Annotated in this window: 22 protein-coding genes and 1 pseudogene; 14 read left to right on the forward strand and 9 right to left on the reverse strand. The window is 73.0% G+C overall.

Going from position 1 to position 22,977, the window contains the following annotated elements; all coding sequences use genetic code 11:
- The first annotated feature begins 18 nt into the window (after positions 1–18).
- From C6W10_RS16695 to C6W10_RS16710, 4 genes are all read left to right on the forward strand, one after another.
- Entirely contained in the window at positions 19–201 is a 183-nt protein-coding gene (locus C6W10_RS16695; RefSeq protein ID WP_369931447.1) for a family 1 glycosylhydrolase, read from the forward strand.
- 110 nt (positions 202–311) lie between these two features.
- Positions 312–1,145: an SDR family NAD(P)-dependent oxidoreductase gene (locus tag C6W10_RS16700; protein WP_107258877.1), complete on the forward strand. Its 834-nt coding sequence runs from the start codon at positions 312–314 to the stop codon at positions 1,143–1,145.
- A gap of 50 nt (positions 1,146–1,195) precedes the next feature.
- Positions 1,196–1,630 (forward strand): RidA family protein, encoded by a 435-nt coding sequence (locus C6W10_RS16705; RefSeq protein ID WP_199853951.1) that lies wholly within the window; start codon positions 1,196–1,198, stop codon positions 1,628–1,630.
- Positions 1,631–1,682: 52 nt separating this feature from the next.
- Complete coding sequence (locus tag C6W10_RS16710; RefSeq protein ID WP_107258879.1) at positions 1,683–2,249, forward strand: hemerythrin domain-containing protein; 567 nt, start codon at positions 1,683–1,685, stop codon at positions 2,247–2,249.
- A gap of 88 nt (positions 2,250–2,337) precedes the next feature.
- Here the strand turns inward: C6W10_RS16710 and rox are convergent, their stop codons facing one another.
- The gene (rox, locus tag C6W10_RS16715; protein WP_107258880.1) at positions 2,338–3,762 is read right to left on the reverse strand and encodes a rifampin monooxygenase; all 1,425 of its coding nucleotides are present in this window, start codon (positions 3,760–3,762) and stop codon (positions 2,338–2,340) included.
- A 601-nt stretch (positions 3,763–4,363) separates the two neighbouring features.
- Here rox and C6W10_RS16720 point away from each other — a divergent pair.
- The gene (locus C6W10_RS16720) at positions 4,364–5,473 is read left to right on the forward strand and encodes a cellulose binding domain-containing protein (protein WP_107264003.1); all 1,110 of its coding nucleotides are present in this window, start codon (positions 4,364–4,366) and stop codon (positions 5,471–5,473) included.
- Positions 5,474–5,589: 116 nt separating this feature from the next.
- Here the strand turns inward: C6W10_RS16720 and C6W10_RS16725 are convergent, their stop codons facing one another.
- Positions 5,590–6,117 (reverse strand): DinB family protein, encoded by a 528-nt coding sequence (locus tag C6W10_RS16725; protein ID WP_107258881.1) that lies wholly within the window; start codon positions 6,115–6,117, stop codon positions 5,590–5,592.
- A gap of 319 nt (positions 6,118–6,436) precedes the next feature.
- Here C6W10_RS16725 and C6W10_RS16730 point away from each other — a divergent pair, with 319 nt between their 5' ends.
- Both C6W10_RS16730 and C6W10_RS16735 read left to right on the forward strand, forming a co-directional pair.
- The gene (locus tag C6W10_RS16730; RefSeq protein WP_107258882.1) at positions 6,437–7,018 is read left to right on the forward strand and encodes a dihydrofolate reductase family protein; all 582 of its coding nucleotides are present in this window, start codon (positions 6,437–6,439) and stop codon (positions 7,016–7,018) included.
- Positions 7,019–7,217: 199 nt separating this feature from the next.
- The gene (locus tag C6W10_RS16735) at positions 7,218–8,960 is read left to right on the forward strand and encodes a substrate-binding domain-containing protein (protein WP_234361809.1); all 1,743 of its coding nucleotides are present in this window, start codon (positions 7,218–7,220) and stop codon (positions 8,958–8,960) included.
- Positions 8,961–8,996: 36 nt separating this feature from the next.
- Here the strand turns inward: C6W10_RS16735 and cphA are convergent, their stop codons facing one another.
- The 3 genes from cphA to C6W10_RS16750 all read right to left on the reverse strand — a co-directional run bounded on the left by cphA (position 8,997) and on the right by C6W10_RS16750 (position 13,480).
- Positions 8,997–11,702, reverse strand: a complete 2,706-nt coding sequence (gene cphA / locus C6W10_RS16740; protein ID WP_234361811.1) for a cyanophycin synthetase — start codon at positions 11,700–11,702, stop codon at positions 8,997–8,999.
- Between the two features lie 24 nt (positions 11,703–11,726).
- The gene (locus C6W10_RS16745; RefSeq protein WP_107258884.1) at positions 11,727–12,566 is read right to left on the reverse strand and encodes a cyanophycinase; all 840 of its coding nucleotides are present in this window, start codon (positions 12,564–12,566) and stop codon (positions 11,727–11,729) included.
- A 293-nt stretch (positions 12,567–12,859) separates the two neighbouring features.
- Complete coding sequence (locus C6W10_RS16750; protein WP_107258885.1) at positions 12,860–13,480, reverse strand: ABATE domain-containing protein; 621 nt, start codon at positions 13,478–13,480, stop codon at positions 12,860–12,862.
- A 91-nt stretch (positions 13,481–13,571) separates the two neighbouring features.
- Between C6W10_RS16750 and C6W10_RS16755 the strand changes: the two genes are divergently transcribed.
- From C6W10_RS16755 to C6W10_RS16765, 3 genes are all read left to right on the forward strand, one after another.
- Positions 13,572–14,804, forward strand: coding sequence for an MFS transporter (locus C6W10_RS16755; protein WP_107258886.1), 1,233 nt, complete (start codon positions 13,572–13,574; stop codon positions 14,802–14,804).
- A gap of 161 nt (positions 14,805–14,965) precedes the next feature.
- Positions 14,966–16,078, forward strand: coding sequence for a serine hydrolase (locus tag C6W10_RS16760; protein WP_107258887.1), 1,113 nt, complete (start codon positions 14,966–14,968; stop codon positions 16,076–16,078).
- A 115-nt stretch (positions 16,079–16,193) separates the two neighbouring features.
- Positions 16,194–16,751 carry an N-acetyltransferase gene (locus C6W10_RS16765; RefSeq protein ID WP_199853952.1) on the forward strand — a complete coding sequence of 186 codons (558 nt, stop codon included), beginning with the start codon at positions 16,194–16,196 and terminating at the stop codon, positions 16,749–16,751.
- On the opposite strand, the pseudogene C6W10_RS38590 reads toward C6W10_RS16765, so the two are convergent.
- A pseudogene (locus C6W10_RS38590) lies at positions 16,739–17,038 on the reverse strand (DUF6010 family protein); the annotation flags it as partial. The gene C6W10_RS16765 and the pseudogene C6W10_RS38590 overlap by 13 nt on opposite strands.
- Before the next feature lie 83 nt (positions 17,039–17,121).
- Between C6W10_RS38590 and C6W10_RS16775 the strand changes: the two are divergent.
- A complete protein-coding gene (locus tag C6W10_RS16775) occupies positions 17,122–18,075 on the forward strand; it encodes a GlxA family transcriptional regulator (protein WP_107258889.1) in 954 nt (317 codons plus the stop codon).
- A gap of 33 nt (positions 18,076–18,108) precedes the next feature.
- On the opposite strand, the gene C6W10_RS16780 is transcribed toward C6W10_RS16775, so the two are convergent.
- The gene (locus C6W10_RS16780) at positions 18,109–19,338 is read right to left on the reverse strand and encodes an MFS transporter (RefSeq protein ID WP_107258890.1); all 1,230 of its coding nucleotides are present in this window, start codon (positions 19,336–19,338) and stop codon (positions 18,109–18,111) included.
- A gap of 30 nt (positions 19,339–19,368) precedes the next feature.
- On the opposite strand from C6W10_RS16780, the gene C6W10_RS16785 reads away from it, so the two are divergent.
- Entirely contained in the window at positions 19,369–20,400 is a 1,032-nt protein-coding gene (locus tag C6W10_RS16785) for a LacI family DNA-binding transcriptional regulator (RefSeq protein WP_199853953.1), read from the forward strand.
- 22 nt (positions 20,401–20,422) lie between these two features.
- On the opposite strand, the gene C6W10_RS37365 is transcribed toward C6W10_RS16785, so the two are convergent.
- Entirely contained in the window at positions 20,423–20,593 is a 171-nt protein-coding gene (locus C6W10_RS37365) for a hypothetical protein (RefSeq protein WP_159104616.1), read from the reverse strand.
- Between the two features lie 29 nt (positions 20,594–20,622).
- The gene (locus C6W10_RS16790) at positions 20,623–20,856 is read right to left on the reverse strand and encodes a hypothetical protein (protein WP_199853954.1); all 234 of its coding nucleotides are present in this window, start codon (positions 20,854–20,856) and stop codon (positions 20,623–20,625) included.
- Positions 20,857–21,023: 167 nt separating this feature from the next.
- Here C6W10_RS16790 and C6W10_RS16795 point away from each other — a divergent pair, with 167 nt between their 5' ends.
- Together C6W10_RS16795 and C6W10_RS16800 are read left to right on the forward strand one after the other, a co-directional pair.
- Positions 21,024–22,295 (forward strand): sensor histidine kinase, encoded by a 1,272-nt coding sequence (locus C6W10_RS16795; protein ID WP_107258891.1) that lies wholly within the window; start codon positions 21,024–21,026, stop codon positions 22,293–22,295.
- Positions 22,283–22,936 (forward strand): response regulator transcription factor, encoded by a 654-nt coding sequence (locus C6W10_RS16800; RefSeq protein WP_107258892.1) that lies wholly within the window; start codon positions 22,283–22,285, stop codon positions 22,934–22,936. Before C6W10_RS16795 ends, C6W10_RS16800 begins: the two co-directional genes overlap by 13 nt.
- The last annotated feature ends 41 nt before the right edge of the window (positions 22,937–22,977 follow it).

Below are 22,977 nucleotides of genomic sequence, written 5' to 3' on the forward strand. Positions count from 1 at the left end.
GCTGACGACCTCGGCGAGCTGATGCCGTACGTCTGCACCGTCGACGAGCCGCAGAGGGTGGCCCTGCACGGCTACCTGGAGGGGTACCACCCGCCCGGGATCACCGACCCCACCCTGTGGCAGCGGGTCGGTCGTACCCTGCTGGCCGCACACCACGCCGCGGTCCGCGCGGCCACCGGACGCCTGGCGGCGCCGGGCTAGGCAGCCCACCCGCGCGGGTCCGGAGGAATCTCGGTTCGGCGAGGTCACGAAGCGGTACGGTCGGCTTCGCGCATCGGCGCCAGCCGGTGCTGATCGGAGAATGATCGGCGATGACCGGCCAGACGTCCGGCACGGTGCTGCTCACCGGTGGGACCAGCGGGATCGGCGCGGCGGCGGCGCACCGCCTCGCCGGGTCGGCCCGGCGCCTGCTGCTGCACGGGCCGGAGCCGGAGTCGGCGGTACGGCCGTTGATCGAGCGGATCCGCTCGGCCGGTCGGGCCGAGGTCGACTACCTGCGGGCCGACTTCGACCGACTCGACGACGTCGTCGCGCTCGCCGGAGAGGTGGCGATCGCCACCGACCGGGTCGACGTGCTCGTCAACAACGCGGGCCGGCCGGGTGCGGAGCGCCGCCGGTGCAGCGCGGACGGCTACGAGGCGACGTTGCAGACCAACTATCTGGCGGCCGTCCTGCTCACCGAACGGCTGGTGCCGCTGATGCCCGCCACCGGCCGGGTGGTGCACGTGTCGTCCGCGACCCACCTCTCCGCCCGCCTCGATCTCGACGACCTACAGTTCCAGCACGGCTACCAGCCGGCTGCGGCGTACGCGCGCTCCAAGCTCGCCCTGGTCGCCCACGCCGTACGCCAGGCCGGGCACTACCGGCCGGCGATCGTCAGCGTCCACCCGGGGGTCGTCGACACCCGCCTGCTGCACGCGATGTTCGCGGTCCGTGGCGAGAGCGCGTCGTACGGGGCCGCGAACCTGATCCACGCCGCCTGCGACCCGGATCTGCCGAGCGGGGCGTACCTGGACGAGCGGCGGGTCGCCGAACCGGCCGGCCAGGTCCGCCTGGCGAGTTTCCGGGACGAGCTCCACCGGCGCACCATGGCGCTGCTCGCCCCCTGGCTCGACGGCTCCGCGATTCCGCCGGAGCCCCGGTAGGCGCTGACTCCGTCCGGCGCCGGGCCGAGCCTCTGTGATGTTCTTGTGCCGTGACTTCCTTTCGCCGCCTGGTGACATCAGGATCCCCGCTGGAACCGGAGATCGGCTTCTCCCGTGCCGTACGGATCGGGCCGTACGTCTGCGTGGCCGGCACCGCGCCGCTCACCGACGACGGCGCCACGGCCGCTCCGGGGGACGTCTACGCGCAGTCCGTCCGTTGCCTCGACATCGCCGAGCAGGCGCTGGGCGCGGCCGGAGCGACGCTGGCGGACGTGATCAGGACCAGGGTGATGCTGGTCGACATCGCCCGTTGGCGAGAGGCGGCGCGCGCCCACGGCGAGCGCTTCTCCGGGGTACGCCCGGCGTGCACCTTCGTGCAGGTGTCGGGGTTCATCGACCCGGAGTGGCTGGTGGAGTTCGAGGTCGACGCGGTGCTCGGCACCGAGCCGGGCTCGCCGGCACCGGGCGGGAACCCGGAGGAGTAACCGGCTGTTTCCGGGGTACGGGTGGGGACACGGCCCGACAGACGGAGGAATCATGAGCAGTGACAAGTCCGGCGGCGACGTGATCGACATCCTGATCAGCGATCATCGGGACGTCACCGCTCTGATCGGGGAGATCTGGTCGGTCAAGGACCCGATGATCCGGCGTGACCTGACGGACACCGCCATCAGCGAGTTGGTCCGGCACGCCGTCGCCGAGGAGATGTACGTCTACCCGGCCATGCGCAAGTACCTCGCCGACGGTGACAAGGCCGTCGCACACGACGTGGAGGAGCACAAGCAGCTCGAGCGGGCCATGAAGGCACTGGAATCGGCCGACGTCTCCAGCGCCGAGTTCGACACCGCGCTGCGCGAACTGGAGACGTTGCTCGCCGACCACGTGCAGGACGAGGAATCCGAGCAGTTTCCCGAGCTGCGCCGTCGCATCCCGCCGGACGAGCTGGCGGCGTTGGGCGGCAAGGTGCAGACCGCCAAGAAGCTGGCTCCGACCCGGCCGCACCCCGGGGCGCCCAACAGCGAGTTGTTCCACAAGCTCGTCGGCCCGGGCGTCGGACTGGTCGACCGGCTCCGGGACAAGCTGACCGAGCGGGCCACCCGCTGACCGAGCGGGCCACCCGCTGACCGAGCGGGCCACCCGCTGAGGGTGCCGTCCGCCGCCGGTCCAGGTTGGACCGGCGGCGACACGGTGACTACCCGGCGGCGCCGAACCAGCGGGGCAGCGCCCGGTCCAGCTCCTGCTGGTCCTCGCCGGCCCACGCCACGTGGCCGTCCGGGCGCAGCAGCACGGCGGGTACGTCCAGCTCCTCGCTGACGTCGACGACGTGGTCGACCCGGTCCGCCCAGCCCGCCACCGAGAGCCGGCCGGTCTGGTCGAGCAGCAGGCCACGGCCGCCGTGCATCAGCTCGTAGAGGCGCCGGTGCTTCAGCCGTACGTCCCGGATCCGCCGGCCGAGCAGCTCGTGCCCCGCGCCGAAGTCGTAGCGGACCGCGATCGCGGTGACCTTCTCGATCAGGTACCGGTTCACCTCCTCGAAGTCCATCAGCTCCGACAGCAACCCGCGTACCGCCTGTGGGCCCGGCTCGGTGCGGAGCAGCTGCATCTGGGCGCGGGTGTTCTGTAGGACGTCGGCCGCCACCGGGTGCCGCTCGGTGTGGTAGCTCTCCAGCAGCCCCTCCGGTGCCCAGCCGTGGACCTCGGCGGCGAGTTTCCAGCCGAGGTTGAAGGCGTCCTGGATGCCGAGGTTGAGCCCCTGCCCGCCCAACGGCGGGTGGATGTGCGCCGCGTCGCCGGCCAGCAGCACCCGGCCGACCCGGTAGCGCTCGGCCAGCCGGGTGGCGTCGCCGAAGCGGGAGAGCCAGCGCGGTGAGTGCACGCCGAAGTCGGTTCCGGCGGTGGCTCGCAGCTGTCGCCGGAAGTCGTCGAGGGTCGGCGGGATCGACCGGTCCTCGGCCACCGCCGCGGCGGGCACGACGACCCGGTACACCCCGTTCTCCAGCGGTCCGGCGCCGAACCGCAACTCGGTCCTGCGGACCTCGGCCACCACGGCGGCCACCGTCTCCGGTGGCGCGGTCACCTCCATCTCGCCGAGCAGCGTGTCGACCCGGGAAGGTTCGCCGGGGAAGCCGACGCCGAGCAGCTTGCGTACGGTGCTGCGGCCGCCGTCGCAGCCGACGAGGTACCGCGCGCGCAGCCGGCTGCCGTCGGCCAGCTCGGCGGTCACCCCGTCCGCGTCCTGGCTCAGCCCGACCAGTTCGCAGCCACGCCGGATCTCGGCGCCGACCTCGGCGGCATGCTCGGCCAGCAGGCGATCGGTGATGGTCTGCGGGATACCGAGGACATAGGGATGCGTGGTCTCCAGCCGCTCCGGCGAGGGCTTGGCGATCCCGGCGAAGAAGCCGCCGAGCGGGTGCTGCCGGCCGTGCGCGAGGAACCGGTCCAGCAGTCCGCGCTGGTCCAGCACCTCGATGCTGCGCACGTGCAGGCCGAGCGCCCGGACGTACCCGGCCGGTTCCGCCTCCTTCTCCAGCACGAGCGTCCGCACGCCGTGAAGCCGCAACTCGCTGGCCAGCATCATGCCGGTCGGTCCGCCGCCGGCAACGATCACGTCAATCATGAACCCCCCATTGTTCTTCGGTCGGTTCGCGCGGTCGGCGAAACGGTTCGGCGTCCGCGCGCCGTCGACAGAAGACATCTTCAGGCCGATTCCGCTGTTTCTTCGCAGAATCGGGTTTCGGCTGAAGATTCTGCGGTACGACCCGGGTCTTGCCGCAAGGCCCCCGGTGCGGTATATGTTAGGAGTGGCAGGGAGTTGGACTCCCTGCCTTTTGTCGTTTCTCGGCCTTTTGTCGTTTCTCGGCCGCTGGAGAATCGCGTCGATCGCGGTGGTCCCGAAAATGGTCGACCGTCGCGCTGCGCTGACGGAAATGCGATGTGCTGCCGGAAACGGCACCGGGCGGCGGGCCAACCCGTCACTCGGTCGGATGGCGGTGCGCGGAATGAATCGGCCACCGCCGCGCTGGCTGGCCCGGCGGTGGCCGAACGGGTCCGGGAGCAGCTGCCCGCGCGGCGGTCGCCCCTGCCCGGCTGGTCGCGGGAGACATCGACGACTGTCGTAATCGCGGCCGGGGTGGCAGGATGAGTTAGTTGGGATGTCCAACTAAAACTCGCGGGACGTGTCGCCGGTCCGGGCGACCCGGGACGACCAGGAGGTGCGTATGAGATCCACCCGCCTGCGCGGAAACCTGCGACGACGGCTGCGCGCCGGCCTCGCGGTGGCCGCCACCCTGCTGCTGGGCGTCGGCCTCACGGCGGTGCTGACCGCGCCGGCCAGTGCCGCCGTCGGCTGCCGGGTGAACTACACCGTCAACCAGTGGCAGGGCGGTTTCAGCGCCAACGTCGCCCTGACCAACCTCGGCGACCCGGTCAACGGGTGGACGCTGGCCTGGAGCTTCGCGAACGGCCAGACGGTCACCCAGGGCTGGGGCGGCCAGTTCAGCCAGAGCGGCGCCCGGGTGACGGTGACGAACACGTCGTGGAACGCCGAGCTGGGCACCAACGCCACCGTCACGCCGGGCTTCAACGGCACCTGGAACGGGACGAACACCGCGCCCACCTCGTTCACCCTCAACGGGGTGGCCTGCACCGGCTCGCCCGGCACCGGACAGCCGCCCACCAGCGCCGCCCCCACTCCCACCCCGACCCGCCCCGGGAGCGCCGCCTGGACGTCGTCCGACCAGTGGGGAACGTGGACCAACGGCGGGTACACGCTCTACAACAACATCTGGGGCAGCGGCGCCGGCACCCAGACCATCTGGGCGAACTCGTACAGCAACTGGGGCGTCACCGCCAACCACCCGAACACCGGCGGGGTGAAGTCCTACCCCAACGCCACCCGGAACGTGAACCGGAACCTCAGCGCGATCGGCAGCCTCACCAGCAGCTTCAACGTAACCGTGCCGAGCGGCGGGGCGTACGCGAGCACGTACGACATCTGGGCCAACAACCACGCGTACGAGATCATGCTGTGGATGAACAAGACCGGGCCGGTCGGTCCACTGGGGTCGCTCCAGACCACCGCCTCGGTCGGCGGTCACACCTGGCAGATCTACCGAGGCTCCAACGGGGCCAACGAGGTCTTCTCGTTCATCCGCACCAGCAACACCAACTCGGGGACCGTCGACATCCGCGCCGTGCTCAACTGGATCCGCAACGCCGGCTGGTACGGCGACGTCCTGATCGGTGACGTCCAGTTCGGCTACGAGATCACCTCGTCGGCGGGCGGGCTGAACTTCACCACGAACAGTTTCTCGGTGTCGTACAGCTGATTCCGCCAGCCGGTCCGGCGCGCCGCCCGGGAGACGGGTGGCGCGCCACCCCCGGAGTTGTCCTGACGTGGACGGCCTCCGGGGAGCCGGGCGGCTGGCGGGCGGCCTCGGCCCGGCTAGCCCATCGACCTCGCCCCGTCGAGCGACTCCCGAATGATGTCGGCGTGGCCGGCGTGCTGTGCCGTCTCGGCGATGACGTGCTGGAGCACCCGACGGGCACTCCACCGGGCGCCCGGCTCGAACCAGGGCGCGGACGGCAGCTCGTGCGCCGCGTCGAGGTCGGGCAGGCTGCGCGCCAGCTCGTCGGTGTGCCGGGCGACCTCCTCGTACTCGGCCAGCAGTCCGGCCAGGGTCTCCCCGGGCAGCATCCGGAACCCGGCGGCGTGCGCCTCGTAGGCGGCCGGATCGTCACCCGTCGGCATCGCCGAGCCACCCTCGACGATGAACCGGGCCCACTGCCGCTCCACCGCCGTGACGTGCTTGATCAGGCCGCCGACGCAGAGTTCGCTGGCCGTGCTGCGGGTGGCCGCCTGCTCGTCGGTGAGTTCGCGGGCGGTGAAGCGCAGGAAGAATCGCGCCTTGCCCAGCGACTCCAGCAGGTCGGCCCGCTCGCCGGTCACGCTCTTCTCCAACGTCGTCGTCATCTCGTCATCCCTCGTCTCGAAGTCGCCCTCGCCGTACTGGCACCCCTGACGTTACGGGCCATAGCGGCCAATTTCTGACCGCTATTCGGGGCGGTGGGAAGTTCCTCCGCGTGGTCCGGTCGATCGCGCGATCGCTGGCGGCGACAGTCGCGCCCGGACGCGACGGGGACCCGACGGCGGCGCGTACCCGGGTAGGGTCGGGTGCCGTGCGGCGGGTGGAGCACGCGCCCGGGCGGCGGGTCGGCGTCCCACCGCGGCCGGGTCGGTGACAGCACCGAAGACCGAGGACATCCACGCAGCGCAGAGACAGGACTCGAAGATGCGTACGTTGATCTACACCGCCTTCGTCTCGCTCGACGGCGTCGTCGACTCGCCCGGCGGCGGCAGCCAGCACGAGGCACACCGCAGCGGGGGATGGACCTACCAGGACATCGAGTTCCGGCCCGAGGCGTACGAACTCAAGGGCCGGGAGACCGAGGAGGCGACCGCGCTGATGTTCGGCCGAGCCAGCTACCAGGCGTTCTCGCCGGTGTGGCCGGAGATGGAGGACTTCGCCGCCCTCAGGGAACTGCCGAAGTACGTCGTCTCGACCACGCTCGGCCAGGACGCACTGGTCGACAACTGGGGCGACATCACGATCCTGCGCTCGCTGGCGGAGGTCGCGAAGGTGAAGGAGACCGAGGGCGGCCCGATCATCATCCACGGCAGTGCCACCCTCGCCCGCAACCTCTCCGACGCCGGCCTGATCGACCGCTATCACCTGCTGGTCTTTCCGGTGCTGCTCGGCGCCGGCAAGCGGATGTTCAGCGACACCGACAAGGAGAAGCAGATGCTGAAGCTGCGCGAGTCGGAGAGCTATGCCAACGGCATCACCAAGCTGGTTTACGACGTCCTGCACTGAGCAGGCCGCACACCGCGCGGGTCGAGACGGAACCGCCGGCATGGGTACGGCCGGGCGCATCGGACCCTTTTTCGGTACGGTCCGAGGCCGTTTGGCGACACAGGGCGACGGAGCTATTTGAGATCGTATTTTTCCGGCGTTTGGACTGGCGCCACGGGGGCGGATTGTTCAGTATTGGCCAGTGTCTGGCCGCCATCGCATGCGTCGACGTTCTCCGAGGGTTGGTGCCATCGCGGTGGCGGTGGCGGTGGTAGCCGTGATGTCGGGGGTGTCGGTCGGATACCAGCAACTGACCCGCTCCGGCTGCACCGGACAGGTCACGCTCACGGTCGCGGCCACCCCGGAGATCGCCGGGGCCGTGCGCTCCGCCGTCTCGGCCTGGGACCAGCGGGACACCGATGCCGGCGCCCCCTGCGTGACGGTCGCGGTCAGCGAGGCCGAGCCGGCCGACGTCGCGGCGGCGCTCGCCGGGACGTACGGGGTCGGGCTGGCCGGGGTGGGCCAGAGCGGTGCCGTGACCGCCGTACCGGACGTCTGGGTGCCCGACTCCTCCACCTGGCTGCTGCGGCTGAGCAGCGCCGCCCCCGGCTTCAGGCCGACCGACGGCGCCTCGATCGCCCGCAGCCCGGTGGTCGTGGCGATGCCCGAGCCGGTCGCCTCGGGCCTCGGCTGGCCCCATGAAACGCCCACGCTGGCCGAGCTGGTGCAGCGGATCACGACCGGCGTCGGGCTGCGCTCCGGCATCGTCGAACCCACCCGCGACGCCGCGGGCCTGTCCGGGCTGATGTCGTTCGGCGCCACGGCGGGCACGGGTGGGGCCGCTGCCCGGCGAGCGAGCACCGCGGTGGTGCGGTCGCTGGCGACCAGGCCCTCCGTGCTCCGCGACGACCTGCTGGCCCAGTTTCCCCGGTCGACCGTTGCCGGGGAGGTCAGCTCGGGGCTGAGCCTGGCGGTGCTCTCCGAGGAAGACGTGATCGCCTACAACGCGGACCGCCCGCCGGTGCCACTCGCCGCGCTCTACGTCGATCCGGCGCCGATGCCGCTCGACTACCCGTTCGCGGTGCTGGCCGGCACCGACCCGGCCAAGGCCGCCGCCGCCGACGGGCTCCGGCAGGCCCTGGCCACGGCCCGCTTCCGCAACGACCTCGCCCGCCAGGGCCTGCGCGCCGCCGACGGCACCTGGGGGGCGGGCTTTCCCGCACCGGCCGGCGCGCCGAGCCCGTCGGCCGCACCGGCGTCGGCCGCACCGGGCACCGGGGCGGCGCCGGGCGCCCCGGCCGATCCGGCGGTGGTCGACCGGGCGCTGGCGGCCTGGTCGGCGATCACCGCCCCGGGGCGGATGCTCGCCGCGATCGACGTCTCCGGTTCGATGCGCGACCCGGTGCCGACCGCCGGCGACATCTCCCGGATGCAGGTCACGCTGCTGGCCGCCGAGAACGGTCTGGCACTGTTCAACGACGACTGGGCCGTCGGACTGTGGACCTTCTCCCGGCAACTGGACGGGGCCCGGGACTACCGCGAACTCGTACCCGTCGGGCCGCTCTCGGCGCAGCGCGGCGCGTTGCGCGACGCGCTGGCGGAGATCACGCCGAAACGCAACGGCGGCACCGGCCTCTACGACACCGTCCTCGCCGCCTATCGACAGATGCGAAACGGCTGGCAGCCGGGCCGGGTCAACTCGGTGGTCATCCTCACCGACGGCGTCGGCAACGACGACCGGGACGGACTGTCGCTGGAGGCCCTGCTCGGTCAACTGGAGCGGCTCAAGGACGAGAACCGGCCGGTCCAGGTCATCGTCGTGGGCATCGGGGACGCGGTCGACCGGGCCTCGCTCGAACGGATCACCAAGACCACCGGCGGTGGGGTACTGGTCACCGAGGACCCGGCGAAGATCGGTGACGTCTTCCTCAAGGCGATCGCGCTGCGCTCGGCCCCGGGCTGACCCAGCCGCGCTGCGGCCGGCCGTGCCGTCCCGGCGTCAGGTGCCGGCGGTTCGACCCGCCACCGGCGTGAGTTCGATGAGCCCGTCGGCGGTGACGTCGGGGTCGACCGCCAGCACCGGCGGCGCCGGTACGGCCCCCATCGACCGCAGCAGCGCGAGTACCGGTTCGAGCTTCTCGTAGACGACCAGCACCACGTCACCGGGACGGGCCAGGTCGACCGCCACCTGCAACGCCTCGGTGACGTCGCCCGCCTGCTCGCAGCGCACGCCCGGATTGCGCAGCACGAGTTCCCGGCAGAGCAGTCGCGAGACCTCGCCGGGCGCCCGCCCCCGCAGGTCGGCGTCGGGATAGACCACCACCCGGTCGTAGCCGTCCGCGACCACTCCGGCCGACTCGATCAGCAGGTCGTCGCGGCGGTCCCCGGGCAGGGTCAGCGCGGCGACGCACCGTCGGTGTCCCCACAGTCGGTGCAGGGTCCGGGTGACGGCGGCGATGGCGACCGGATTGTGCGCGTAGTCGACGAACAGGTGTACGTCGCCCAGCCGCAGCAGCAGGCCCCGACCCGGGTTCACGGTCGCCGGATCGAGGGCGCGCAGTTGCCCGGCCAGTACGGCCGGCGGCAGGTCGAGGGCCCGGACCGCCGCGCTCGCCGCCAGAGCGTTCGCGATCACGTGCTCGGCCGCCCCGTCGAACGCGCCGGGCAGGGCCGCGACCGGAATCAGCGGGAGCCGGCGGGCACCGGTCAGCTCGACCAGCCAGCCGTCGTCGGCGACGTAGGCGGTCCCGCCGGCCGCGACATGCCTGCGGACCAGTGGATTGTCGGGGCCGAGGCTGAACCAGAGCAGTCGCTTGTGCGGGGCGCGTACCCGGGCCCGCCCGAGCAGTCCGACCACGAGCGGGTCGTCGGCGTTGAGCACCAGCGCGCCGCCGTCGTGTACCCGCTCGGCGACCAGCGCCTTCACGTGCAGGATGTCCTCGACACTGGCCAGCCCGTCCTGCCCGAGGTGGTCGGCGGTGACGTTGGTGAGCACGCCGACGTCGGTCCAGTCGTACCCGAGGCCCTGTCGGAGGATGCCGCCCCGGGCCGTCTCCAGCACCGCCGCCTCCACCGTCGGGTCCCCGAGCACCGACTGTGCCGAACGCGGGCCGGAGGCGTCCGCGCGCTGCACCAGTCGCCCGTCGAGATAGACGCCGTCGGTACAGGTCAGTCCGACCCGCAGCCCGGCACCGGCGAGCAGGTGCGCGGCCAGCCGGCTGACCGTGGTCTTGCCGTTGGTGCCGGTGACCGCGATCGTCGGGATGCGTCCGTCGGACCCGTCGGGAAAGAGCGCGTCCACAATGGCCCCGCCGACGTCACGCGGCTGCCCCCGTACCGGTGCCAGGTGCATCCGCAGCCCCGGTACGGCGTTCACCTCGATCACCGCGCCGGTGCCGCCGTCGCCGAGCGGCGGTACCGGCGCCGAGATGTCCGCGAGCCGCAGGTCGACCCCGGCGATGTCGAGACCGACGATCGCCGCGACCCGTTCGCAGAGCCGGACCACGTCCGGATGCAGCCGATCGGTCACGTCGACGCTGCTGCCCCCGGTGGAGAGGTTCGCGGTCTGGCGCAGCCACACCCGGCGCCCGGCCTCCGGTACCGACTCCAGATGCCAGCCCTGCCGCTCCAGCAACCCGGTCACGAGGTCGTCGACCCGCAGCCGGGTCAGCACGTTGTTGTGGCCGTTGCCACGGTCGGGGTGGGCGTTGCACAGGTCGATCAGTTCCCGCACGCTGTGCCGGCCGTCGCCGACCACGTGCGCCGGGACCCGTTCCGCCGCGGCGACGACCCGCCCGGCGACCACCAGCACCCGGTAGTCCTCCCCGTCGACCTGTCGCTCGACCACGACGTCGCCATCGGCGGCGGCGAAGGCCGCCCGCACGTCCTCCGGCGTCCAGAGTCCGAGGTGGACGTGCTCGCCCTGGTGGCCGTTGCGGGACTTCAGCACCACCGGACCGCCGAGATCGGCGAGGAGTTCCAGCGCCTCGTCCGGCGTGCTCGCCGCGCCGCCGGCCGGAACCGGGATGCCGGAGCGGGCCAGCAGACGTCGGCTCAGCTCCTTGTCACCGGCGATCTCGACACCGGTCGCGCTGGTCCGGTCGCTCATCGCCGCCCAGGCCTGCCTGCGGTGCCGGCCGTGACCGAGTTGCAGCAGGCTGAGCCGGTCCACCCGCTCCACCGGGATGCCGCGGCGGACCGCCGCCGCGATGATCGACGCCGTACTCGGGCCCGGCATCTCGTCGGCGTGGCGGTCCCGCAGTGCGCTCAGCCGCGGCCCGGGGCGTACCGGCGACCCGGCCAGCAGCTCTTCGACCATGGTGGCGGCGAGTTCGACGAGTTCGCGGGGGACGGTGGAGTCGACCGGTTCGAAGGCGGGACACTCCGTCACGATGTCGTACTGCCCGGCGCTGCCGGCGTAGACGGTACGGCCGAACGGCGCCGACCGGCCGATCAGCTCGGAGAACTCGATCGCGACATGCTCGGTGACGTGACCGAAGTACGTCCCGTCCCGCAGCCGGTCGACGAAGCCGCCCGGCGTGCCGGCCGCGCAGTGGTGTTCGGCCAGTCCCGGCAGGGCGTCGAGCAGCCGGTCGACGAAACCGGGGAACTCCCGGCTCTCCCGCTCGGTGAGCCGTCCGAGCCGTACCCGGGCGACCTGGACCGGCCGGTCCAGGTAGACGTTCGGTCCCCGCAAACGGCGCACGCTGACAATCTCCACCCTCGCCCCCTACCGTCCCTGGGCGCCGCCGGCCATGGCGACGATCTGCGGACGCCGGTCGACCAACTCGAACGTGTAGCCGGCCGGCAGTACGTGCAGGCGCGCGCCGGTGAGTGCGATCCGCCGGTCGGGTCCGGTCGGTACCCGGATGTCGTCGGCCGGTCCGGCGTCGATCACCGTCACCGAACCGGCACCGACAACCTCGAACCGGTTCCCCTCGACGATGATGGCGGTGTTCTCGTCGATGCCGAGGCCGAGTTCGTGCGGAAACTGCGCGACCGCGCTGAGTAGGCGGTTGAGTCGGCCGCGTTGCGCGAAGTGCATGTCGATGAGCACCCTGGGCAGGAACTCCATGCCGGGTCCGGTGCGGATGCTGTCGGTGCGGACCCCCACGCCGTCGCCGCCGAGCACCATCGTGCTGGACATCATCGCCGCTCCCGCGCTGGTGCCGCCGAGCACCAGGCCGTCCTCGATCCGGGCGTGCAGCAGCGAATCGACGAGTGTTCCGCCCAGCAGCGCGGCGATCCGCCACTGGTCGCCGCCGGTGAAGAAGACACTCGTCGCGTCGGTGAGCAACTCCACGACCCGGCCGTCGTTGGCCTGTTCCCGGCTCTCCAGCCGGAGCCCGCGAACGTCGTCGACGCCGAGGGTCTGGAAGATCTCGCCGTACTCCGCCTCCAGCGGCCCGCCCTCAGTGCTCGCCGTCGCGATCACCGCGATCCTGGCCCGGTCGCCACCGGACATGTCGACGAAGCGCTCCAGGATCCCGCTGCCCGGCTCACCCGCGCGCTCCCCGCCCCCGACGATGACCAGGCGCCGCTCCCGGTGCGCCGGCTCGCAGTCCCGCATCACCGCTCCCTCCGCCGAACGTGCCTGCCCTGGTCCGGCTCGTGTCGCGCCCGTACGGGTGCCCGGGACGGCCACCAGGGGCGCCAGGAGGGACGACCGGCCCTCGGTCCGCGGTTACCCGCTGGCAGCAGCGGTAGTCGTGAGCGGGTTGCGGCCCCGGCCGTCCGGCGCTGACCCGGGTCCGGCGGTACGGTCTGGACAGGCGGGCGCATTCGGGACGGTCGTCACTGCGCCGGCCGCCGCGTCGTGGTGCCGGGCTCCCTGGTGCCGGGCTCTCTGGTGCCGGTCGGCGCTCAGCGGGTCGCGCGGGTGCGTCGTGCGGTGACGTAGCGTCGGATCTTCTCGGCGGTTCCGCAGTCGTCCATGCTGCACCAGCGGCGGCTGCGGTTCTTGCTCTCGTCGGTGAAGAGGAAGCGACAGCCGCCGCATCCCTTGATCCGGTCCAGCGCTCCGGTGGTGAGGAGTTGGACCGCCGCGTGCACCACCGGCCGGAGGGGGCGGGCGAGGGTGTTGTCGTCCCGCCAGCTCCAGCTGTAACCGCTGGCGCGTTCGAGTCGTGCGTGGCCGAGCGCGTCCGCCTCGTCGTCGCGGAGCAGGGTCAGCGCGGAACTGCTCGGGCTCCGGTCGGCGGCCAGCGCCCGGAAGATCTCGTCGAGGCAATCGCGGCTGCGCAGTGCGCGCGTGTGGGCGGCCCGGGCGCCGTCCGGATCGGCGCGGGACAGCGGGCCCAGGGCTGCCGCCTCCGCCTCGGTGAGGGCGCCGGCGTACACGCCCCAGGCGACCAGCTCGGGATAGCCCGTGAGTACGTCGTCGTCCGGTGGTCCGTCGGGTGGCCCGGTGCGGGTGTTGACGAAGTCCAGGGCGAGGTTGCCGCCCACCAGGCGTACCCGCCTGACGTCCTCGACTGTTTCCATCGAAACCCACTTTACCAGTTGACCCACTCCGGGAGCGCCACTAGCCTGTTGCCATCATAAGCGATTTAGCTGGTAACAGTCGGAGGGTCGGATGGGGAACGGGCGAGCGGTGGGGGCGCTGATCGGCATGTCCGGCGGGACGTTCCTCTACACCACGGCCGAGGCGCTGCCGATCGGGCTGCTCCTCCCGATGGCCGCCGACCTGGCCATCCCACCGGCGCGGGTGGGTGCGCTCGTCACCGCGTACGGCGCGGTGGTGATGGTCGCCTCGGTCCCGTTGACGGCGCTGGTCCGCAGGGTCCCACGCCGATGGCTGCTGTCGGCGCTGCTGGCCGGCTTCGTGGCCAGCAACGCGATCACCGTCTTCGCCGGCACGTTCGCGCTGCTGCTGACGGCCAGGATGGCGACCGCGCTCACCCATGCGCTGTTCTGGGCGGTGGTCGTGCCGGCCGCCGCCGAGCTGTTCCGACCCGGACTGCGCGGACGGGTCGTCGCGGTCGTCTTCGCCGGCGGCACCGTCGCGCTGGTCCTGGGCGTACCCGCCGGCACCTGGCTGGGCGAACGCGCCGGCTGGCGGGCCTCGTTCCTGGCAGTGTCCGGACTCGGCGCGGTCGTGCTCGTCGCGGTCGCCGCGCTGCTCCCCTCGACGCCGCCCGAAGCGGGCCACGCCGCCCGTGGCGCGACACCCGACGCCCGCCGCTTCTGGCTGCTGGTGGCGGTGGCCGTCCTGGCGACCGCCGGTGCCATCGCCGGCTACACCTACGTCGCCCTCTTCGTCACCGAGGTCAGCGGGTTCTCCGCCTCGGCGGTCGGCGCAGTCCTGCTGGCGCGCGGCGTCGCCAGCGTCTTCGGCATCCTGGTGATCGGAGCGGTGGTGGACCACAGCCCGTGGCTCGCCCTGGTCGCCACCGTGGCGCTGCAATCGGTGGCACTGCTCGGGCTCCACACGTCCGGCCATCGCCCGGCGGTCGCCGTCGGCCTGCTCGCGCTGGCCGGACTCGCCTTCGCCGCCTTCACCGCGGCGCTCGGCGGCCTCGTCCTCCAGGTGGCACCCGGACGCTCCGACCTCGCCGCCGCCACGGTCTCCGCCGCCGTCAACGTCGGCATCACCGGCGGTGCCTTCCTCGGCGGCCTCGTGCTGCCGAGCCACGGCGTGCGGAGCACCATGCTGCTCGGCGCCCTGCTCGGCGTCGTCGCCCTGCTGCTGGTGCTCGGCGAACGGCTCAGCCGGCCCGGAGTCGACCCCGGTCGCCCCGCGCCAGTGCCGCACCGGTCGCGGCCCGACCGGGCGCCCGCGTCGTCGATCGGCCGTCGCGCCACCTGACGGCCGGTCCACGGGTGTTCGGCGCCGGGCGGGCCTCGTCCTGGCCGGGCCGCGCCGAGCGGTCACCCCGGCTCGGCTCTCCGGGGGAGAACCAGGGGCTTCCCGGATGTCTCCGGCGGCCCCGCCTCGGCAGGCTCGTCGGTGACGAACCAGGGGGGCGGATGAGTCGAGTGCTTCGGTCGCTGGTGACCGCGACAACCGTACTGGTGGCGGTCGCGGTCGCGCCCGCCGCCACCGCCGCACCGGCGGCGGGGGAGCGCGGCGGGTTGCAGAGACGGCTGGACGACGTGGTGGCCGCGGGCGCGGTGGGCGCGCTGGCGGAGGTACGGGCCGGACACCGCGTGTGGCGGGGCGGCAGCGGCCTCGCCGCACTGGGTACGACCCGGACGGTCCCGGTCGACGGCCGGTTCCGGGCGGGCAGCATCACCAAGACCCTCCTCGCCACCGTCGTCCTGCAACTCGTCGACGAGGGTTGGCTGCGGCTGGACGACACGGTGCGGCAGTGGCTGCCCGGAGTCGTCCCGGAGGATCACGCCGGCACCGTGCGCCAGCTACTCGACCACACCAGCGGGCTGTACGACTACCTGCGTACGCTGCCGTTGCCGCCGGACCCGGAGTTCGGGCAGAACCGGTGGCGGAGCTGGGATCCGGCCGAGCTCGTCGCCCGGGCGATGGTGCACCCGCCGACCTTCGAGCCGCCGGGTTCGGCTTTCGGGTACTCGAACACCGGCTACCTCCTGCTCGGCCAGATCGTCGAGGCGGTGACCGGGCAGTCGTACGGTACGGAGATCGAACGCCGGATCATCCAACCGTTGCGGTTGCGCGGCACGGAGATGCCGGGGACGTCGCCGTGGATCCGCGGGCCGCACCCACGCGGCTACGTGCCGCTGGAGCGCGACGGGATCGAACTGCTCGACTACACCGAGATGAACCCGTCGGTGATGGGCGCCGGAGGCGAGCTGATCTCCACGACCAGGGACCTCAACCGGTTCTTCGCCGCCCTGTTCGACGGTCGACTCCTGCCGGACCACCTGCTCGGCGAGATGATGACCCCGGGTACCGACGGCAGGATGTACGGGCTCGGGCTGGCCTGGCGGGAGACCTCCTGCGGGGTACGTGTCTACGGCAACGACGGCGACGCCCTGGCCTACCAGTCCTGGTCGTTCTCCACTTTGGACCTGCGCCGTCAGGTCACGATCGCGCTGACGCCCGAGTTCCCCGGTGACGTCGACGACGCCGTCGACGCGTTCCTGGACGAGGCCGTCTGCGCCTGACCGGTCGGCGTCGGCCTCGGCGCGGCTACCCTGGCAAGCTGCCGATCGGCCGGCTTCCCGGAAAGATCGGCTCGACACCGGATGCCCCGCTGCCAGGATGACGCAGGATGTGAGGATGACCCTGATCTCCGTCGGGCGCGACGACCCCGAGCTGGCGGCGCTCCTCTCCGCCGAGCTGGAGGCGCTCAACCGGGCCGCCATCGTCTCGGACGACGAGCTGCCGTTCGCCGTCCGGCTCACCGACGACGCCGGTGCCCTGCTCGGCGGAATCACCGGCTGGACCTGGGGCGGCTGCGGCGGGATCACCTCGCTCTGGCTGGCGGCGGAAGAGCGCGGAAAGGGGCTCGGCGGACGACTGCTGGCCGCCGCCGAGGACGAGATCCGGCGGCGTGGCTGCGACCGCGTCGTGGTCGCCACCATGTCCTTCCAGGCACCCGACTTCTACCGCCGGCACGGCTACCGGGAGGTCGGACGTACGCCGGGGATGCCGGACGGGACCGCGAAGCACCACTTTCACAAGCGGCTGGACGCCGACTCCCCGGATTCCCGCCGACCGGGCCGGAGCGTGCCGGAGAGCCACGCCCGGCCGTACCCCCAGAGGGAAGGGCCGCCCGCGAGGCACCAGATCGCGATCACCGGGTCGCAGATCGCGCAGCCGAACGAGGAGTCGTGAGCCGACGGGATGATCGGCTCGCCGCGCAGGTGGTGCACGATGTCCCAGCCGGTGTGCAGTAGCCAGGCGGCGCCGATGAACCTCCACGACTCCAGCCCGCGATAGGCCAGGTAGGTGAGCACGGCGGTGAAGGCGAACTCTCCGATCCCCAGTCCGCCGCCGCTGAGGTAGGCCGCGCCCGCTCCGGCGACGACGACCGCGTTGAAACGGCGGCGCTGCGGCTCGGCGATCAGGGAGTTCAGCAGGACGTAGAGAACACCGATGCACAGCGGTACGACGACGGTCATGGGCACCGAACGTAGCCGGGCCGGTCGGCTGGCGGCAGTGGCTGCCGAGACAGCCACCGACGGGTTCGCGCCAGAATGGGCGGATGCATCGCGTCGTGATCCTCGCCTTCGACGGCGTGGTTCCGTTCGACCTCTCCGTGCCGATCGAGGTCTTCGGCCGGGCCCGGCTGGCCGACGGCGGCCCGGCGTACCAGGTGCGGGTCTGCGCGGACGCCGCCGAGGTCCGGGCCGGGCCGGTCGCCATCCGCGTGCCGGAGGGGTTGGCCGCGCTGGCCGAGGCCGACACGGTCGTCGTCCCCGGTGTCGCCGACGTGGACGCCCCGATCCCGCCCGGACTGGTCGCGGCGCTCACCGCCGCGACCGGCCGGGTGGTCTCGATCTGTACCGGCGCCTTCCTGCTGGCCGCCGCCGGACTGCTCGACGGTCGTCGCGCCACCACGCACTGGGCCGCCGCCACCGAACTGGCTCGCCGGTACCCCGCCGTGGAGGTCGACCCGGAGGTGCTCTTCGTCGACGACGGGTCGGTGCTGACCTCGGCGGGTGCCGCCGCCGGACTGGACCTCTGCCTGCACCTGGTACGCCGGGATCACGGCGCCGCGGTGGCCGCGCGGACCGCCCGAAGCTCGGTCATGCCGCTCGAACGGGCCGGTGGCCAGGCGCAGTTCATCGCACACGAGCCACCCGCCCCGACCGGCATCTCCCTCCAGCCCCTGCTCGGCTGGCTGACCGACAACCTGCACGCCCCGCTGACCCTGGCCGCCATCGCCGAGCGGGCGTCGATGAGTACCCGCTCGTTGAGCCGGCACTTCCGCGACCAGACCGGCACCACCCCGATGCAGTGGCTCAACCGGCAGCGGGTCCGGCACGCGCAGCTTCTGCTGGAGACCGGCGACCAGCCGGTGGAACGGGTCGGCGAGCTGGCCGGGTTCGCCTCGGCGACGGCGTTCCGGGAACGGTTCCGGCAGGTCGTCGGGGTGAGTCCGGGCCAGTACCGCCGGTCGTTCGCGTCGGCGGCGCGGCCCGCCGGTACGCCCTGACCGTGGCCGGGCGGCCCGGTTCCGTCCGGCGGATCACGGGGAGTGGGTCGACGGCACGGCGACGCTCTCGGCGTGCCGCGCCGGTGGCCGGGGCGTCACCGCGTAACGGCTCAGCGCCAGCAGCGGAAGGGTGAGTGCGGCCAGGGCGAGGCCGAGCGCCGCCACCGCCACCATGGCGCCGCGCAGGCCGGTCCCGGACGCCCACAGGCCGACGTAGACCGGCCCCAGTAGGAAGCCGAGGTAGGAGACGACCGTCACGATCGAGGTCGCGCGGCCACGCGCGGATTCGACGACGTTGCGCGAGACGATGCTCAGCAGCGTCGGGAAGAGCGCGGCGGTCCCGGCGGCCGCGAGGACCAGCCCGGCCAGCGCGACGGGCACGGTCGGGGCGTGCGCGAGGAGCGCCGCGCCGCCGGCCGCGACGACGGCGCCGAGGACGAGGACCGGCCGGGCGTACTTCGGTGGCAGCGTGCTGACCGCGAAGCGGGTCGCCGCCACGACGGCGGCGAACGCGGCCGGGGCGGTCGCGCTCAGTCCGGGTCCGGCGGCCAGGACGTCGGCCATGAAGACCGCACCCCAGCTCTGGTGGGCGTTCTCGCTGGCGAAGGCGAGCGCGCCGAGCACGCCGACGAGAAGCAGCGGTACGACCGGCAGCCGGCTGCCGGTGCCACCGGCCGGCACGCCCGGCTCCGGGGCCGACACGTGGCGGGGCAGGGCGCGGTGGATGCCGGCGCCGGCCAGCACCGACAGCAGCAGTACGCCCGCGAAGGGGACCCAGGTGGGCGCCCCGTGGGCGAATGCCGCGCCGGTGCCGAGGCTGGATGCGACGACGGCGGTGGAGAAGACCGCGCCGGCCCGGGTGATGATCGGCCTCCCGGAGCGTTGCTCGGCGCGCCCGCCGACCGAGTTCATCGCCACGTCGGCCGCGCCGCTGGCGATGCCCACGGCGACGAGCCCGGCGCAGAGGCTCGGGAACCCGTGAGCGGTGACGCCGGCCGCGAGTCCCGCCCCGCCCAGGGCGACGACCAGGAGGGCGGTGGGACGCAGCCCCCAGCGGTCCAGTGCCCGGCCGGTCAGCAGCATCGCGGGCAGCGCACCGGCGCTGATGAACAGCAGCGCGGTGCCGAGTTGGCCGGCGTCGAGGCCGGCCTGGTCGCGTACGCGTGGCACGGCCGAACCCCAGGTGCCCCAGAAGGCGCCGAAGGCGGTCGAGCTGAGGTAGGTGGCGGTGACGAGCTGCCGGTGGGGGGAGACGACAGGCATTGTGTAACGCTACACAGGTATCATTCGGGGGTGCAACCGCGCCAGCCCACCACCCGCCGGGTGACGATGACCGACGTGGCCCGGGCGGCAGGCGTGTCGCCGATGACGGTGTCGTACACCTACAACCGCCCCGAGCGGGTCTCCGAGGAGAGTCGGAGCAGGGTGCTGCGCACCGCCGCCGCCCTCGGGTACCCGGGACCGGACCCCAGCGCGCGGTCGCTGCGCTACGGCGTCACCCGTACCCTCGGCGTCGTGCTCGGCGAGCACCTCAGCTACGCCTTCGACGACCCGCAGGCGGTCGCCTTCCTCGCCGGCATCGCCGAGGTGTGCGCCGAGCGCGGCTACGGGCTGCTCATCGTGCCGACCGGAACGGGCGACGAGGACGCCGGCCGGGTGGTCGCCGCCCCGGTGGACGCCTACGTCGTCTGGACGACCACCGGCGACGACCCGGCGCTCGCCGCCGCGTGCGGCACCCGCCGCCCGGTCGTCGTGCACGGCGGTCCCGGGCGGGACGGCACGACGCTGGTGGGCATCGACAACCGCGGCGCCGCCCGTGCGGTGGGTGCCGAGGTGTTCGCGACCGCCCGACGGCCGGCCGTGCTGAGTTTCCCGGTCGACCGGCAGCGCGACACCTTCGTCCGCCGTGGCGTCGAGCCGGACACCGTCGGATACCCGGTCACCCGCGACCGGCTGGCCGGATACCGTGACGCCGCCGAGGAACTCGGCATCGACTGGTCGGAGGTGCCGGTCGGCGTGTGTCGCACCAACGACGAGGCCGAAGCCCGGTCGGTGATGCGCCACCTGCTCGCGGCCGCGCCCGACCTCGACGCCGTCGCCGCGATGAGCGACCGGCTGGCGCTCGCCGCGCTGCGCGAGGCGGCCGACCCGGTCCGGATCAGCGGCTGGGACGACTCGGACGTGGCCCGGGAACACGGGCTCACCACGGTGGCCCAGTCGTTGCGCGCGCAGGGGACCGCCTGTGCCACCGCCGCGCTCGGCGACCCGGCACCGGATCACCGCGACGACTGGCGGCTGGTCCGGCGGGCATCCACCGGCGGCTGACCGGTGCGACGACCCGCTCGGTTCAGTCCCGTGGCCTGCGCCAGGTCTGGATGTCGGTCGGCGGAAGGTGCTCGGCGAAACGGTCGTCCGGTGCCGCCTCCCGGAGCAGGGCGGGCAGGTCCCGCTCGAAGTCCCGCAGCCGCTCGCCGAAGAGGTGCGGGGCGGAACCGGACCGGGAGAACGTCCACGCCACGACTGCGGGTCCGACCGGTGACGTGCCGGTCAGCGGCGGTGTCGGTAGTGGTGCACGACCAGGGCGGCGACGCAGCCGAGGGTGACGACGCCGAAGCCGATCCCCACGAGCGCGGGTAGACCGGTGATCGAGGAGACCCCGTTGGCGGCGGCGCTGACGATCAGCACCGTCCAGAGCAGTGGACGGAGCACCCTCCGGCCGGCGGCCTGGTCGGGCCGGACGGTCGGGTCGGGCGTCTGCGGGATTCGGTACGGGTCGGCCATCGGGTACCTCCGGTGCGGTCGGTTCGGCGGTACGTCCCACGCTAGGAACACCGCCGGCCGCCGACGATCCCGCCAGCGCGTCGACCGGAGTACAGCAGGCTGTACTTCCCGGCTCGGCACCTCGCGGCGACGACCTCGGGTGTCCTAGGGTCTGGCCGGGAGGTGGGATGAGGACGACCGACGACCCGGCCGGCGCCCGGTGGCGCTCCGTCCGGCACTATCTGCGGGACCGGGCACGGGACTCGGTCGACGCCCTGGAGCATCTGGTCGGCGGGCTCGGCACGGCGTTGCTGGCGCTGGGCGGGTTGAGCTACCTGGTCGCGGTCGTGCTGGCCGTTCCGGTCGGCGTCGGGCTGCTGCTGGTGCCGTCGGCCCTGCGCGTGGTGCGGGCGGTGGCCGATCGGGAGCGGGCCCGGCTGTCCCGGTGGGGCCCCGAGATCATCGGTCCGGGGCCGGTACCGGCCGGAGCGCGGGCCGCCCTGCGGGATGCCGCCGTACGGCGTGATCTCGCCTGGCTGCTGGTGCACGCCACCGGCGGGTTCGTGATCGGTCTGGTCGGCCTGGGCCTGCCGCTGTACGCGGTGCAGAGCCTGACCTTCCCGTTGTGGTTCTGGCTGCTGCCGGCCGAGGCCGGTGGCCCCGGGCTGGTGTACTGGCGGATCGAGGGGCTGCTGGACGCGCTGGCCGTCGGGTTGACCGGGGTCGGCTGGCTGGCCGTCGTCGTCGGCCTCGGCCCCGGCATGGCGCGGCTCCAGGCGTGGCCCGGACGTCGCCTGCTGGCGCCGCCCGCCGACACCGACCTGTCGCTGCGGGTGGCGGAGTTGACCGCGACCCGCGCGGCGGCGCTGGACGCGCACGCGGTCGAGCTGCGCCGGATCGAGCGGTCGCTGCACGACGGTGCGCAGAACCGGCTGGTCGCGGTCACCGTCCTGCTGGGTGCCGCCCGGCGGGCGGTGGCCCGGGATCCGGTCTTCGCCGGTGACGTGCTGGAGCGGGCGCAGGACGCCGCCGAGCAGGCACTGGCCGAGTTGCGTGGCGTGGTGCGCGGCATCCTCCCGCCGGTCCTGGCCGATCGCGGGCTGGCCGGTGCCCTCGGTGGACTCGCCGCGAGCTGCGGGGTGCCCTGCCGGGTCGACGTCGAGGTGCCCGGCCGCTGTGCCGCCTCGGTCGAGGCCACCGCCTATTTCGTGGTGGCCGAGGCGCTGACCAACGTGACCCGGCACAGCGGAGCGGCCAGCGCCACCGTCACGGTGCGCCGGGCCGGCGCCCGGCTGCTGCTGCGGGTGGCGGACGACGGCCACGGCGGTGCCGAGGAGCGCGACGGGTCCGGCCTCGTCGGCATCCGTCGCCGGGTGGAGGCGTACGACGGGCGGTTCCGGCTCACCAGCCCGGTCGGTGGGCCCACGACGATGGAGGTGGAGCTGCCGTGCGGATCGTGATCGCCGAGGACGACCCCCTGCTGCGGGAGGGTCTGGCGCTGCTGCTGCGGGCGGAGTCGCTCGACGTGGTCGCGACCACCGACACGCCGGGCGCGTTCCTGGCGGCCGTCGACGCGTACGCCCCGGACGTCGCCATCGTCGACGTCCGGATGCCGCCGACGCACACCGACGAGGGGATCGTCGCCGCGGTCGAGGCCCGTCGCCGCCAGCCGGGTCTTGCCGTGCTGGTCCTGTCGGCGTACGTCGAGCAGACCTTCGCCACCGAGCTGCTCGCCGGGGGCACGGTGCGGTTGGGGTACCTGTTGAAGGAACGCGTCGGCCGGGTCGACGAGTTCCTGGCCGCGCTGCACCGGGTCGCCGACGGCGGTACGGCGGTCGACCCGGAGGTGGTCGGCCAGTTGCTGGCGCGCAGCCGTCCCGACAGCACGCTGAGCCGGCTGAGCCTGCGCGAGCGTGACGTGCTCGGGTTGATGGCCGAGGGGCTGGGCAACGGCGCCATCGCCGAGCGCCTGTTCGTCACCGAGGGTGCCGTGCACAAGCACATCCGCAGCATCTTCGCCAAGCTGGACCTGCCGCCGGACGACCGGGCGGACCGGCGGGTGACCGCGGTCCTGCGCTATCTGGAGGACACCCAGCGATGAGCGCCGCAATTGGTTTGACAGCGCTTATATAAGTGCTGTTA

The organism is Plantactinospora sp. BB1 (assembly GCF_003030385.1).
In the GTDB taxonomy this organism is placed as follows: Bacteria; Actinomycetota; Actinomycetes; order Mycobacteriales; family Micromonosporaceae; genus Plantactinospora.